The organism is Burkholderia sp. HMSC10F09 (assembly GCF_001806955.1).
GTDB classification, from domain to species: Bacteria; Pseudomonadota; Gammaproteobacteria; order Burkholderiales; family Burkholderiaceae; genus Burkholderia; species Burkholderia multivorans.
In genome coordinates this window covers 1-13,794 of the sequence record NZ_KV786802.1, presented here as the reverse complement: position 1 = coordinate 13,794, position 13,794 = coordinate 1, and the positions used below count along the sequence as shown (strand labels likewise).

The window sequence follows — 13,794 nt, the reverse complement described above, 5'->3', positions numbered from 1 at the left end:
CACGGGCTGCCGGACCGGCTCGATGAACGGCAGCTCGTCGTCGCGCTCGGGGCGGCCGATCGCCTCGGCCGTCTCTTCCGGCATCGGACGCGGCATCCTGCGCCGCACCTTTGCCCCCTGCCACGCGTTGTAGACCACGACGCCGCCCACCACGACGGCGCCCGCGCCGATCAAACCGAGTGTCAACTCGTCCATGCACGCTCCATCAGCAATTCTTTTACGTCGAACCGCGAGCGGGCGCCCATGCGCCGCGCGCCCGGTCCGGTTTGGTCAAACGTCAATTCTGGGCAAAACCGGCGGCGGTTTCCATGTCCACCGCGACGATCCGCGACACGCCCTGCTCCTGCATCGTCACGCCGATCAGCTGCTGCGCCATTTCCATCGCGATCTTGTTGTGCGAGATGAACAGGAACTGCGTCTTGTCCGACATCGCGCGCACCAGATTCGCGAAACGCTCGGTGTTCGCGTCGTCGAGCGGCGCGTCGACCTCGTCGAGCAGACAGAACGGCGCCGGATTCAGCTGGAACATCGCGAACACGAGCGCGGTGGCCGTCAGCGCCTTCTCGCCGCCCGACAGCAGGTGAATCGTCGCGTTCTTCTTGCCGGGCGGCTGCGCCATCACCTGCACGCCGGCGTCGAGAATCTCGTCGCCCGTCATGATCAGCTTCGCCTGGCCGCCGCCGAACAGGCGCGGGAACAGATCGCTGAAATGACGGTTGACCTCGTCGAAGGTTCCCTGCAGCAACGTGCGCGTTTCCTGGTCGATCTTGTGGATCGCGTCCTCGAGCGTCGTGATCGCGTCGGTCAGGTCCGCCGATTGCGCATCGAGGAACACCTTGCGCTCGCTCGCTGCCTTCAGCTCGTCGAGCGCCGCCATGTTGACGGGGCCGAGCGCATTGATCGCGTTGTTCAGCCGCGTGACTTCGCCCTGCAGATACGACGGCTTCAGATCCGGCGTCAGCTTGTCGCGCAGCGCTTCCTCGTCGACCTCGGCCGCCGCCAGCTGCTCCGCGAACTGCTCCACGGACAGGCGCGCGGCCTGCTCCTTCAGCTGCAGCTCGGTGATGCGGTCGCGCAGCGGCTGCAGCGAACGCTCGGCGACGAGACGCTGCTCGTCCATCGCGCGCAGCTTCGCGGTCAGATCGTCGAGCTCGATGCGCGCCGCCTGCAGCGCGGCTTCCTTCACCGCACGGATTTCGAGCGCGTCCTGCAGCCCGGTGTGCGCGGTTTGTTCGTTGATCGTCTCGAGCTCGGCGCGCGCGTCCTCCAGCGAGGCGGCGACGCGCTCGCTCTGTTCGTGCGCGACCTGGATGCTGCGCTTGAGCTCGTCGATCCGCGTCACCGCGTTGCGGGCCGCGAAGCGCGCGTCGTTCGCGCCGCGCTCGAGATCGCGCGCCTCCTGACGCGCGTGCGTCAGCGACTCGTCGAGCGCCTCGAACGCGAGCTGGTTGTCCTCGAAGCGCGCCTGCAGCTCCGCGAGCTCGCCGTCGAAGCGCTCGAAATTCGCTTCCGACTCCGCGCGCAATGCGCGCTGCTCGTCGATCTGCGCGCCGATCTCCTCGAGTTCCTCGCGGATCTGCGTGCTGCGTTGCGTATAACGCTCGTGCGCCTGCGCGAGCTTCAGCACGTCCAGTTGCAGCGCATGCACGCGCTGCGTCGCGCGCTCGGCCTGCGCGCGCACGTCGCCGAGCGCCTGCGTCGCCTGCGTATGCGCGGCTTCCGCGCGCACGGCCGCGGTGCGCGCCTCGTCGGCGAGCAGCGCCTGTGCGCGCACCTGACGCGTCAGGTTCTCGATTTCCTGCTGGCGCGCGAGCATCCCGGCCTGCTCGGAGTCGGCCGCGTACAACTGCACGCCGACGCGCGTGACGATGTGCCCGGCCTTCACGACGAACGCGCCGCCGGCAGGCAGCTGCGCACGCGCGGCGAGCGCCTGGGCGACGTCGTCGGCGACGTACACGTTGCCGAGCCAGTCGTTGAGCACGGCGCGGATGCCGGCGTCGTCGATGCGCACGAGCGACAGCACGGGCTTCAGCCCCGCTGCCGGCGCCGGCGGCTCGCCGGCGGGCGGCGGCGCGTAGAACGCGAGCTTGGCGGGCGGCGCGTCGGTGGCGAACGCCTTCACCCAGTCGAGATTCGACACTTCGAGTGCCGCGAGCCGCTCGCGCAGCACCGCTTCGAGCGCCGCTTCCCAGCCGGGTTCGACATGCAGCTTCTTCCAGAGCCGCGGCAGCGCGCCGAGCTCGTGCTTGTCGAGCCACGGCTGCACCTTGCCTTCGGTCTGCACGTTTTCCTGCAGCTGCTTCAGCGCGGCAAGCCGCGCCTCGAGCTGGTGGATCTGCGCGCTTTCGGCCTGCACGCGCTCCTGCGCGGCGCGGCGCTCGGCGTCCAGACGCGGCACCGTTTCCTGCGCATCGGCAAGCCGCGCCTGCGCTTCGGCCAGAATTTCCTCCTGCTCGGCGAGCTGCATGCGCAGCTCCTCGAGCTGCGCCTCGTCCGGCGCATCGAGCCCGCTGGCCTCGGCCTTCAGCCGCTCGTGACGCTGCTGCAGCTGCTGCAGCTGCTGATCGGCGTTGCGCTGGTGCGCGGCCTCGAGTTTCAGCGATTGTTCGGTCTGGGCGATGCGCGCGCGCTCGTCGTTGAGCTGCGCCTGCGCGTCGCGCCACTTCGCTTCGAGCGCCGGCAGCGCATCGTGCTTCGCGGCGGCTTCGTCCTCCGCGAGCGCGGCCTTCTCGTCGGCGATCGCGCGCGCTTCTTCGGCTTCCTCGAGCTCGTCCTGCGCCTTCTCGGCCTGCGCGCGCCATTGCTCGCGCTGCGCGTTCAGCGCGGCGATCTGCGCCTGCACGCGGTTGCGCGATTCGACGATGAACTTGATCTCGGCCTCGAGGCGGCTCACTTCGGCATTCGCCTCGTAGAGCGCGCCCTGCGCGCCCTGCATCGCGTCGCTCGCGGCATAGTGCGCGACGCGCAGCGTCTCGAGCTGCGATTCGACTTCGCGCAGCTTGGCGGTCTGCGCTTCGAGGTCGATCTGCGCCTGCTCGATCGCGCGCTGCTGCTTCTGCTGCTCGGCCGCGGCCTCGTTCTTGCGCAGCAGCCACAGCAGGCGCTGCTTCTCCTCGCCTTCGGCGACGAGCTCCTTGTACTTCGTCGCGACGACGGCCTGCGCCTCGAGCTTCTCGAGGTTCGCCGCGAGTTCGCGGATGATGTCCTCGACGCGCGTCAGGTTCTCGCGCGTGTCGTGCAGCCGGTTCTCGGTCTCGCGGCGGCGCTCCTTGTACTTCGACACGCCCGCGGCTTCCTCGAGGAACACGCGCAGCTCTTCGGGCTTCGCCTCGATGATCCGCGCGATCATCCCCTGCCCGATGATCGCGTACGCTCGCGGGCCGAGGCCGGTGCCGAGGAAGATGTCCTGGATGTCGCGGCGGCGCGCCGGCAGGTTGTTGATGTAGTAGCTCGACGTGCCGTCGCGCGTAAGCACGCGCTTCACGGCGATCTCGCCGTACTGGCCCCACTGGCCTGCCGCGCGGCCGTCGGAGTTGTCGAAGATCAGCTCGACGCTCGCCCGGCTGCCGGGCTTGCGGGTCGTCGAGCCGTTGAAGATCACGTCCTGCATCGACTCGCCGCGCAGCTCGGAGGCGCGCGACTCGCCGAGCACCCAGCGCACGGCGTCGATGATGTTGGATTTGCCGCATCCGTTCGGGCCCACCACGCCGACGAGCTGGCCCGGAACCTGAAAATGCGTGGGATCGACGAAGGATTTGAAGCCAGCGAGTTTGATCGAGCTCAGACGCACGGCGGTATCGGATGTGAAGAAGAGGTGAAACGAACAGCGGCGCGCGGCGCGGGGGCTGTCAGCCCTGGCGCGCACGCACCCCCGGAATTCAAAAACGGGGCCGCGCACTCAAGCGCCAGGCCCCGCAAACGGCTTCAATCATACCATCGCGCGCGCGCCGTTCTGCCCGTCGCCGGGTTTATCCTGCGCGGGCGCCGCACGGTGGACGCGGCTCGACAGCAGCGTCGCGAGCACGATGCACGCGCCGCCGGCCCACTCCCTCGCGGTGGGCAGCTCGTTCGCGAACACCCACGCGGACAGCGCGGTGATCACGATCTCGAACAGCATGATGATCGATGCGCGGTTGGCCGGCACGCGCGCGAGGCCGTACTGCACGAGCAGGTTGTTCGCGGCCATCGTCACGCCGATCGCGACGACGATCAGCGCCGCGACCCCGAGCGCGCCGCTCGCCGGCACCGGCGGCAGCCCCTCGAACAGCGACGCGATCGCACCGAACGCGGCCGCGCCGCCGAACAGCGTCGCGGTACGCATCTCCGCGCGCATCGACGGCAGCTCGCGGCTCGCCTTGATGACGAGCACGTTGCTCATCGCGAAGCTCAGGCCGGCCGCGAGGCCCGCCCATTCGGCCGGATTGGCCGGCAGCGGCAGTCCGAGCCGCGGCGACCACAGCATCAGCATCGCGCCGCCGATCGACAGCGCGGCGAGTCCCGCGCCGGCCCAGGTCAGCCGTTCGCGCAGCAGGAAGTGCGCGTAGATCGCGGTCCAGGCCGGCGTCAGGTAGAACAGCAGCATCACGCGCAGCACCTCGCCGTGGATCGTGCCCCACACGAAGCCGAGATTGGTCACGCCGGCCGTCAGCGCGATGCCGGGCAGCACCCAGTGCCAGCGCAGCGTCGCGATCGCGCTGCGCCGCGCGACGATCACGAACAGGAACGCGACGACGCTCGTCAGCGCGCTCGCGAGCGTGCCCGTCACGCCGAGCGACGCGAGGATGCGCAGCGGATACCAGATCACGCCCCACACCGATGCGCCGATCAGGATCGCGAGTGTCGGCAGGCTGCCGCGTACCGCGTTGTTCATTGTTTCGATACCCTTCGTTCGTACCGCCGGGCCGCCCCGCGGGCCGCCCGTGACCGGATTTCGTCACGCTATAATCGTCCGTTGCGACGCGCGCCGCCGGCGTCCGTTCGCCGTCGCGGCGCGCCGCCGCTCCTTTCGCTCCAACCGGCCGCGATGGCCGCTTCGCCCGTGAACCCTCGACTCGACTCGCTCCAGCCCTATCCCTTCGAAAAGCTGCGCGCCCTGTTCAAGGACGTGACGCCCCCTGCCGGCCTCAAACCGATCAGCTTCGGCATCGGCGAGCCCAAGCACCCGACGCCCGCGCTGATCCGCGACGCGGCCGTGGCCGCGCTCGACGGCCTCGCCGCCTATCCGGCCACGGCCGGCTCGGACGCGCTGCGCACGTCGATCGCGCGCTGGCTCGAGCGCCGCTACGGGCTACCGGCCGTCGACGCGGCGACGCAGGTGCTGCCGGTGTCGGGCTCGCGCGAGGCGCTGTTCTCGCTCGCGCAGACGGTGATCGACAGCCGCCCGGCCGAAAGCGGGCAGAAAGCGATCGTACTCTGTCCGAATCCGTTCTATCAAATTTACGAAGGGGCGGCGCTGCTGGCCGGCGCCGAGCCCTATTTCGCGAACAGCGATCCGGCACGCAACTTCGCCTGCGACTACGCGGCCGTGCCGGACGACGTCTGGGCGCGCACCCAGTTGCTCTACGTCTGCTCGCCGGGCAACCCGACCGGCGCCGTGCTGACGCTCGACGACTGGCGCGAGCTGTTCGCGCTGTCCGATCGCCACGGCTTCGTGATCGCGTCCGACGAGTGCTATTCGGAAATCTACTTCGACGAAGCGACGCCGCCGCTCGGCGGCCTCGAGGCCGCGCACCGCCTCGGCCGCGGCTTCGAGCGGCTCGTGATGCTGTCGAGCCTGTCGAAGCGCTCGAACGTGCCCGGCATGCGCTCGGGCTTCGTCGCCGGCGACGCGGCGCTGCTGAAGAAATTCCTGCTGTACCGCACGTACCACGGCGCCGCGCTGTCGCCCGTGTGGCAGCACGCGAGCATCGCCGCATGGAACGACGAGGCGCACGTGCGCGAGAACCGCGCGCTGTACCTGCAGAAGTTCAACACCGTGACGCCGATGCTCGCCGAGGTGCTCGACGTCAAGCTGCCGGACGCCGCGTTCTATCTGTGGGCGAACGTCGCGCGCACCGGCCTGTCGGACACCGAGTTCGCCCGCCGCCTGTACGCCGACTATAATGTGACGGTTCTGCCCGGCTCGTACCTCGCGCGCGACGCGCACGGCACGAACCCGGGCCGCGATTTCATCCGGATCGCGCTCGTCGCGGGCACCCCCGAATGCGTCGAGGGCGCGCAACGCATCGTCGATTTCTGCCGCGGCATCGCGCAGTAAGACGTCCATCCCGATCAATTCCATCCATCTCCTGCGAAAACGAACATGTCGCAACAACTTCAGCAAATCATCGATAACGCCTGGGAAAACCGTGCGGAACTGTCGCCGAAGGCCGCGCCCGCCGAAGTCCGCGAGGCCGTCGCTCATGCGATCGAGCAACTCGACAAAGGTGCGCTGCGCGTCGCCGAGAAAATCGACGGCAACTGGACCGTGCACCAGTGGCTGAAGAAAGCCGTGCTGCTGTCGTTCCGCCTGGAGGACAACGCGCCGATGCCGGCCGGCGGCTATTCGCAGTTCTACGACAAGGTGCCGTCGAAGTTCGCGAACTACACGGCCGAGGATTTCGCCGCGGGCGGCTTCCGCGTCGTGCCGCCGGCCATCGCGCGCCGCGGTTCGTTCATCGCGAAGAACGTCGTGCTGATGCCGTCGTACACGAACATCGGCGCATACGTCGACGAAGGCACGATGGTCGACACGTGGGCGACCGTCGGCTCGTGCGCGCAGATCGGCAAGAACGTGCACCTGTCGGGCGGCGTCGGCATCGGCGGCGTGCTCGAGCCGCTGCAGGCGAACCCGGTCATCATCGAGGACAACTGCTTCATCGGCGCACGTTCGGAAGTCGTCGAAGGCGTGATCGTCGAGGAAAACTCGGTGATCTCGATGGGCGTGTATCTCGGCCAGAGCACCAAGATCTACGATCGCGAGACGGGTGAAATCAGCTACGGCCGCATTCCGGCCGGCTCGGTCGTCGTCGCGGGCAACCTGCCGTCGAAGGACGGCTCGCACAGCCTCTACTGCGCCGTGATCGTGAAGAAGGTCGACGCGAAGACGCGCGCGAAGGTCGGCCTGAACGAGCTGCTGCGAGGCGACTGATGGCCAGGCCGCGCACCGTGGTCGTCTACGGCATTCCGAACTGCGACACCGTGAAGAAAGCCCGCGTGTGGCTCGACGAACACGGCGTCGCGTTCGAATTCCACGACTTCAAGAAAGCCGGCGTCAGCGCGCCGCTGATCGAGGACTGGCTGAAGGACGTGCCGCTCGACACGCTCGTCAACAAGCGCGGCACGACCTGGCGCGCGCTCGACGACGCCATGAAGGCCGCCGCCGACACGCAGGCCGGCGCCGTCGCGCTGATGATCCACAAGCCGTCGGTCATCAAGCGGCCGGTGCTGGTCGTCGACGGCCGCGTGAAATCGGTCGGCTTCGCGGCCGATCAGTACGCGGCGCTGTTCGCCGCGTAGCGCCGCCGGCGCAGCGCGCGACGTCTCATCGCTGCCGGCCACCGCGCCGGCATTTTTTATCGAAAGTGGTCCGAACCATGTCCGCCACCCTAGCCCTTACCGAACAACTGATCGCGCGCGCCTCCGTCACGCCCGACGACCAGCATTGCCAGCAGATCATGACCGAGCGCCTCGCCGCGCTCGGTTTCGATTGCGAGACCGTCGCATCGCACGGCGTGACCAACCTGTGGGCCGTCAAGCGCGGCACCGACGGCCGCGACGGCAAGCTGCTCGCGTTCGCGGGCCACACCGACGTCGTGCCGACCGGCCCGCTCGAGCAGTGGACGTCGCCGCCGTTCGTCCCCGCCCATCGCGACGGCAAGCTGTACGGCCGCGGCGCCGCCGACATGAAGACCTCGCTCGCGGCGTTCGTCGTCGCCGCCGAGGAATTCGTCGCCGCGCATCCCGACCACCGCGGCGCGATCGCGTTCCTGATCACGAGCGACGAAGAAGGCCCGGCCACCGACGGCACCGTGAAGGTCGTCGAACTGCTCGAGTCGCGCGGCGAGCGCCTCGACTACTGCATCGTCGGCGAGCCGACGTCGACCGCCGAGCTCGGCGACGTCGTGAAGAACGGGCGCCGCGGCTCGATGTCCGGCGAGCTGATCGTCAAGGGCGTGCAAGGCCACATCGCGTATCCGCACCTCGCGAAGAACCCGATCCACCTGCTCGCGCCGGCGCTCGCCGAACTCGCCGCCGAGCAGTGGGACGAAGGCAACGAATACTTCCCGCCGACCACCTGGCAGGTGTCGAACCTGCGTGCCGGCACGGGCGCGACGAACGTGATCCCCGGCCACGCGGATCTGCTGTTCAACTTCCGCTTCTCGACCGCGAGCACCGTCGAAGGCCTGCAGGCACGCGTGCACGCGATCCTCGACAAGCACCGGCTCGACTACACGCTGAAGTGGACGGTGAGCGGCCTGCCGTTTCTCACGCCGCGCGGCGAGCTGTCGAATGCGCTCGAGCACGCGATCCGCGCGGAGACGGGCCTCACGACCGAGCTGTCGACCACGGGCGGCACGTCCGACGGCCGCTTCATCGCGCGCATCTGCCCGCAGGTGATCGAGTTCGGTCCGCCGAACGGCAGCATCCACAAGATCGACGAGCATATCGAGGTGCGCTTCGTCGAGCCGCTGAAGAACGTGTACCGCCGCGTGCTTGAACAACTGATCGCCTGACGGAGCCTCGCATGACGACCCCTTTTGCCACCGTGCGCGACCTGCTGCGCTACGCGGTCACGCGCTTCTCGAAAGCCAAGCTCGCGTTCGGCCACGGCTCGGACAACGCGTATGACGAAGCCGCGTATCTCGTGCTGCATACGCTCGACCTGCCGCTCGACACGCTCGAACCGTTCCTCGACGCGCGGCTGCTGCCCGACGAAATCGCGGCCGTGCTCGCGGTGATCGAGCGACGCGCGACCGAGCGCGTGCCGGCCGCCTATCTGACACGCGAAGCGTGGATGCACGGCCACCGCTTCTACGTCGACGAGCGCGTGATCGTGCCGCGTTCGTTCATCGGCGAGCTGCTCGACGACGGGCTGCAGCCGTACGTCGCCGATCCCGAGCAGGTCGGCGCGGTACTCGAGCTCTGCACGGGCTCGGGCTGCCTCGCGATCCTCGCGGCGAGCGCGTTCCCGAACGCCGAAATCGACGCGGTCGATCTGTCGGCCGACGCGCTCGAAGTCGCGCAGATCAACGTGCGCGACTACGGCCTCGAAGACCGGATCACGCTGCACCGCGGCGATCTGTATGCGCCGCTGCCGGCATTCCGCGCGCAGCCCGACGCGCGCTACGACGTGATCCTGACGAACCCGCCGTATGTCAACGCGGCCTCGATGGCGAAGCTGCCGCCCGAATACCGCCATGAGCCCGAGATGGCGCTCGCGGGCGGCGACGACGGCATGGATATCGTGCGGCGTATCGTCGCCGAGGCGCACAACTGGCTGCACGACGACGGCGTGCTGGTCGTCGAGATCGGCAACGAACGCGAGCATGTCGAAGCGGCGTTCGGCGGGCTCGAGCTCACGTGGCTGCCGACCAGCGCGGGCGACGACAACGTGTTCCTGATCCAGGCGGCCGACCTCCCCCGCAAGGGCTGAACCGGCGATGCAGGCGGCGCGGCAACCCGCTGCGCCGCCCCCTTGGGTAAGATGCGCGTACGCGGCCGCCGCGCCGCACGACTTCAGGAGTCCGTCACGCGCCCATGACCCTCGACTGGCTACACCTCGGCACACTGATCCTGGCCATTCACGTGCTCGGGATCGTCGCGGCCTTCCACGCGATCCTGAACACGCGGACGTCGCAAGGCGCCATCGCATGGGCGGTCTCGCTCGCCGCGATGCCGTACCTCACGCTGATCCCCTATCTGTTTCTCGGCCGCAGCAAGTTCTCCGGCTACGTCGACGCCCGCCGCCACGAAACCGAAGCGTTGCGCACGCACACACCGCGCGCGCCGTGGCTCGACGCGAACGCGGGCGACCGGCCGGCGGCCGATGCGCTCGGCCAGGCTGCGGTACTCGCACTCAGGCGGCTCGGCGGCATGCCGTTCGTCGGCGGCAATTCGGTGCGCACGCTGGTGAACGGCGACGCAACCTTCGCGGCGATTCTCTCGGCGATCGACGCCGCGCGCGACTACGTGATCGTCCAGTTCTTCATCGTGCGCGACGATGCGCTCGGCCAGATGCTGCGCGACGCACTGCTCGCGCGCGCCGCGGCCGGCGTGCGCTGCTATCTGCTGTACGACAGCATCGGCAGCTTCGACCTGCCGCGCAGCTACGTCGACGCGCTGCGGCGCGGCGGCGTCGAAGTCCATCCGTTCGCGACGCATCGCAAGTTCGTCAACCGCTTCCAGCTCAACTTCCGCAATCACCGCAAGATCGTCGTCGTCGACGGCACTCGCGCGTTCGTCGGCGGACACAACGTCGGCGTCGAGTATCTCGGCGGCAACCCGCGCCTGTCGCCGTGGCGCGACACGCACATCGAGATACGCGGGCCGGCCGTCGCGAGCATCCAGTACGTGTTCGCCGAAGACTGGCACTGGGCGACACAGACGCTGCCGTCACTCGCCGGGCCGCCAGCCGCGCTGCCGGACGACGACATGCATTGCCTCGCGGTGCCGATGGGCCCGGCCGACAAGCAGGAAACCGGCTCGCTGTTCTTTGTCGAGGCGATCAACGCGGCGCGCGAGCGCGTCTGGATCACCACGCCGTACCTCGTACCCGACGAGGCCGTCGTCGCGGCGCTGAAGCTCGCGGTGATGCGCGGCGTCGACGTACGCATCCTGATCCCGAGCCGCCGCGATCACTACGTCGTGTTCGAGGCGTCGAAGCTGTACGCGCGCGACCTCCTCGATGCCGGCGTCAAGGTGTTCCGCTACCGCCCGGGATTCCTGCATCAGAAGGTCGTGCTGATCGACCGCGTCGCCGCGGCGATCGGCAGCGCCAATCTCGACAACCGCTCGTTCCGGCTGAACTTCGAGATCATGGTGCTGACGATCGACCGCGCGTTCGCCGATGAAGTGGCCGCAATGCTCGCCGCGGACTTCGCGCAGTCCTACGAGGTCGATACGAGCGAGTACCGGCAGTCGCCCGCTTGGCGGCGCATCGCGATGCACGTCGCGCGGCTGTTCGCGCCGATCCTGTAGCCGTCGGCCCGCGTGCCCGATGCCGGCGCGCCGCGTGTCAGAGCAGCTTTTCGATATCCGCGGCGATGTCCTCAGGCTTTGTCGAAGGCGCGTAGCGCTTCACGATGCGCCCGTCGCGATCGATCAGGAATTTCGTGAAGTTCCACTTGATCGCCTTCAGGCCGAAGATGCCGGGCGACTCGTCGGTCAGATAGCGATACAGCGGATGCGCGTTCGGACCCTTCACGTCGATCTTCGCGAATATCGGAAACGTGACGCCGTAATTGCGCTCGCAGAAGGCGCCGATCTGCTCGGCGTCGCCCGGCTCCTGCTTGCCGAACTGGTTGCAGGGAAAGCCGAGCACGAAAAAGCCGCGCGCCGCGTAGCGTTCGTACAGCTTCTGCAGCCCCGCGTACTGCGGCGTGAAACCGCACTCGCTCGCGGTATTGACGATCAGGAGCACCTTGCCGCGATAGACATCGAGCGTGCTCGGCACACCGGCCAGCGTGTCGGCGCTGAATGTATACAGGGAAGACATCGGGTACTCCTTTGACGAAACCGGACCGACGTGAATGCTACGGCAAATCGGGCCGTCGCGACATTGGCCGGACGGCCGATGCGTGCGCGAACGGTGCGCAGTCTAGAATAGCGGTTTTGGCCAGTCATTTCCGCCGTGATCCGTTTCAATCAGTTCAGCCTTGCGCGCGGCACCAAGCCGCTGTTCGACTCGGCCTCGTTCGTGCTCAATCCCGGCGAGAAAGCCGGCCTGATCGGCGCGAACGGCGCCGGCAAGTCGACGCTGTTCGCGGTCCTGCGCGGCGAGCTGCACGCCGACGCCGGCGATTTCTCGATGCCGCCGTCGTGGCGGATCGCGCACGTGTCGCAGGAAACGCCCGCCGTCGATCGCTCCGCGCTCGACTACACGCTCGACGGCGACGCCGCGTTGCGCGAGATCGAGGCACGCATCGCCGCTGCCTCGGCCGCCCATGATGGCGCGGCCGAAGCCGAAGCGCACGCGGCGTTCGCGGACGCCGACGGCTACACCGCGCCCGCGCGTGCGGAAGCGCTGCTGCTCGGTCTCGGCTTCACGCTCGCGCAAACGCGCGAGCCGGTCGCCAGCTTCTCCGGCGGCTGGCGGATGCGGCTGAATCTCGCGCAGGCGCTGATGTGCCGGTCCGATCTGCTGCTGCTCGACGAGCCGACCAACCACCTCGATCTCGACGCAATCGTCTGGCTCGAAGACTGGCTGCACCGCTATCCCGGCACGCTCGTCGTGATCTCGCACGACCGCGAATTTCTCGACTCGATCTGCAACGTCACGCTGCATCTCGAGAATCGGCAGATCAAGCGCTACGGCGGCAACTATTCGCAATTCGAAGTGCTGCGTGCGCAGCAGCTCGCGCTGCAGCAGAGCGCGTACGAGAAGCAGCAGAAGACAGTCGCGCACCTGCAGAGCTTCATCGACCGCTTCAAGGCGAAGGCGACCAAGGCACGCCAGGCGCAGAGCCGGATGAAGGCGCTCGAAAAGATGGAGCTGATCGCGCCCGCGCACGTCGCGTCGCCGTTCACGTTCGAGTTCCGCACGCCGGATGCGGCGCCGAACCCGATGATGTTGATGGAAGACGTGCGCTGCGGCTACCGTGCGGACGACGGCACCGAGATTCCGATCGTCGAGCGCGTGACGCTGTCGATCCAGAACGGGCAGCGCATCGGCCTGCTCGGCGCGAACGGCCAGGGCAAGTCGACGCTGATCAAGACGCTGGCCGGCACGCTCGCGCCGCTGTCCGGGCACGTGCGCGAAGGCAAGGGGCTGACGATCGGCTATTTCGCGCAGCACCAGCTCGAGACGCTGCGCGAGGACGATTCGCCGCTCGCGCATCTTGCGCGACTCGCGCCCGACACGCGCGAGCAGGAACTGCGCGACTTCCTCGGCGGCTTCAACTTCTCGGGCGACATGGCGACGAGCGCGGTCGGCCCGTTCTCGGGCGGCGAGAAGGCGCGCCTCGCGCTCGCGCTGATCATCTGGCAGAAGCCGAACCTGCTGCTGCTCGACGAACCGACGAACCACCTCGATCTCGAGACGCGTCATGCGCTGACGATGGCGCTCGCACAGTTCGAGGGCACGCTGATTCTCGTCTCGCACGATCGTCACCTGCTGCGCGCGACGACCGACCAGTTCATGCTCGTCGCGAAGCACCGGCTGCAGCCGTTCGACGGCGATCTCGACGATTACCGCGACTGGCTGCTCCAGCATGCGGCCGAACAACGCGCGGCCGCGAAGGCGGAAGGTGCCGCCGCATCGGGCGCGGCGCCGGCCGTGAACCGCAAGGACCAGAAGCGTCAGGCGGCCGAGGAGCGGCAGCGTCTATCGCAACTGAAGAAGCCGCTGCAGACGCGCATCACGAAGCTCGAGAAGGAAATGGAGACGCTGCACGCGGAGAAGGCGCGCCTCGATGCGTTCGTCGCCGATCCGGCGAGCTACGAGGCCGCGCGAAAGGCCGAGCTGACCGATGCAATCCGCAAGCTCGGCGACGTCAATGCGCGGCTCGAAGCGATCGAGGCGGACTGGCTCGCCGCGCAGGAAGAACTCGAGCAGATCGGCTGAACGCGGCGCGCCGCCGGCCGGCGGCGCGCCGC

At 68.3% G+C, this 13,794-nt stretch carries 10 protein-coding genes and 1 pseudogene; 7 read left to right on the top strand and 4 right to left on the bottom strand.

The genetic code is table 11. The features are described from left to right. The 3 genes and pseudogenes from HMPREF3115_RS19880 to HMPREF3115_RS19870 form a co-directional block, all read right to left on the bottom strand. Positions 1 to 195 (bottom strand): annotated as a pseudogene (locus tag HMPREF3115_RS19880) (cell division protein FtsZ); the annotation flags it as partial. A gap of 82 nt (positions 196 to 277) precedes the next feature. Further along, a complete protein-coding gene (gene smc, locus HMPREF3115_RS19875; protein ID WP_012467647.1) occupies positions 278 to 3,790 on the bottom strand; it encodes a chromosome segregation protein SMC in 3,513 nt (1,170 codons plus the stop codon). Positions 3,791 to 3,928: 138 nt separating this feature from the next. Then, positions 3,929 to 4,870, bottom strand: a complete 942-nt coding sequence (locus HMPREF3115_RS19870; RefSeq protein WP_006407716.1) for a DMT family transporter — start codon at positions 4,868 to 4,870, stop codon at positions 3,929 to 3,931. Between the two features lie 153 nt (positions 4,871 to 5,023). Between HMPREF3115_RS19870 and dapC the strand changes: the two genes are divergently transcribed. From dapC to cls, 6 genes are all read left to right on the top strand, one after another. Beyond that, positions 5,024 to 6,256, top strand: a complete 1,233-nt coding sequence (gene dapC / locus HMPREF3115_RS19865) for a succinyldiaminopimelate transaminase (RefSeq protein ID WP_070555702.1) — start codon at positions 5,024 to 5,026, stop codon at positions 6,254 to 6,256. A 45-nt stretch (positions 6,257 to 6,301) separates the two neighbouring features. Continuing rightward, entirely contained in the window at positions 6,302 to 7,129 is an 828-nt protein-coding gene (gene dapD / locus HMPREF3115_RS19860) for a 2,3,4,5-tetrahydropyridine-2,6-dicarboxylate N-succinyltransferase (RefSeq protein ID WP_006402635.1), read from the top strand. Next, complete coding sequence (locus HMPREF3115_RS19855) at positions 7,129 to 7,497, top strand: ArsC family reductase (protein WP_006402634.1); 369 nt, start codon at positions 7,129 to 7,131, stop codon at positions 7,495 to 7,497. The genes dapD and HMPREF3115_RS19855 overlap by 1 nt, the downstream gene beginning before the upstream one ends. A gap of 77 nt (positions 7,498 to 7,574) precedes the next feature. After that, positions 7,575 to 8,714: a succinyl-diaminopimelate desuccinylase gene (dapE, locus tag HMPREF3115_RS19850; RefSeq protein ID WP_006407719.1), complete on the top strand. Its 1,140-nt coding sequence runs from the start codon at positions 7,575 to 7,577 to the stop codon at positions 8,712 to 8,714. Between the two features lie 11 nt (positions 8,715 to 8,725). Beyond that, positions 8,726 to 9,634: a 50S ribosomal protein L3 N(5)-glutamine methyltransferase gene (prmB, locus tag HMPREF3115_RS19845; RefSeq protein WP_006402632.1), complete on the top strand. Its 909-nt coding sequence runs from the start codon at positions 8,726 to 8,728 to the stop codon at positions 9,632 to 9,634. A gap of 104 nt (positions 9,635 to 9,738) precedes the next feature. Then, a complete protein-coding gene (cls, locus tag HMPREF3115_RS19840; RefSeq protein ID WP_070555700.1) occupies positions 9,739 to 11,178 on the top strand; it encodes a cardiolipin synthase in 1,440 nt (479 codons plus the stop codon). Between the two features lie 37 nt (positions 11,179 to 11,215). Here cls and HMPREF3115_RS19835 read toward each other — a convergent pair whose 3' ends face one another. Next, entirely contained in the window at positions 11,216 to 11,695 is a 480-nt protein-coding gene (locus HMPREF3115_RS19835; RefSeq protein ID WP_006402630.1) for a glutathione peroxidase, read from the bottom strand. A gap of 135 nt (positions 11,696 to 11,830) precedes the next feature. Between HMPREF3115_RS19835 and HMPREF3115_RS19830 the strand changes: the two genes are divergently transcribed. Then, positions 11,831 to 13,762 (top strand): ATP-binding cassette domain-containing protein, encoded by a 1,932-nt coding sequence (locus HMPREF3115_RS19830; protein ID WP_070555698.1) that lies wholly within the window; start codon positions 11,831 to 11,833, stop codon positions 13,760 to 13,762. The last annotated feature ends 32 nt before the right edge of the window (positions 13,763 to 13,794 follow it).

Bases quoted from the DNA above. Each gene is read 5' to 3' on its own strand.
- HMPREF3115_RS19870 (WP_006407716.1), bottom strand. From the start codon at position 4,870: ATGAACAACGCGGTACGCGGCAGCCTGCCGACACTCGCGATCCTGATC.
- dapC (WP_070555702.1), top strand. From the start codon at position 5,024: ATGGCCGCTTCGCCCGTGAACCCTCGACTCGACTCGCTCCAGCCCTAT.
- dapD (WP_006402635.1), top strand. From the start codon at position 6,302: ATGTCGCAACAACTTCAGCAAATCATCGATAACGCCTGGGAAAACCGT.
- HMPREF3115_RS19855 (WP_006402634.1), top strand. From the start codon at position 7,129: ATGGCCAGGCCGCGCACCGTGGTCGTCTACGGCATTCCGAACTGCGAC.
- dapE (WP_006407719.1), top strand. From the start codon at position 7,575: ATGTCCGCCACCCTAGCCCTTACCGAACAACTGATCGCGCGCGCCTCC.
- prmB (WP_006402632.1), top strand. From the start codon at position 8,726: ATGACGACCCCTTTTGCCACCGTGCGCGACCTGCTGCGCTACGCGGTC.
- cls (WP_070555700.1), top strand. From the start codon at position 9,739: ATGACCCTCGACTGGCTACACCTCGGCACACTGATCCTGGCCATTCAC.
- HMPREF3115_RS19835 (WP_006402630.1), bottom strand. From the start codon at position 11,695: ATGTCTTCCCTGTATACATTCAGCGCCGACACGCTGGCCGGTGTGCCG.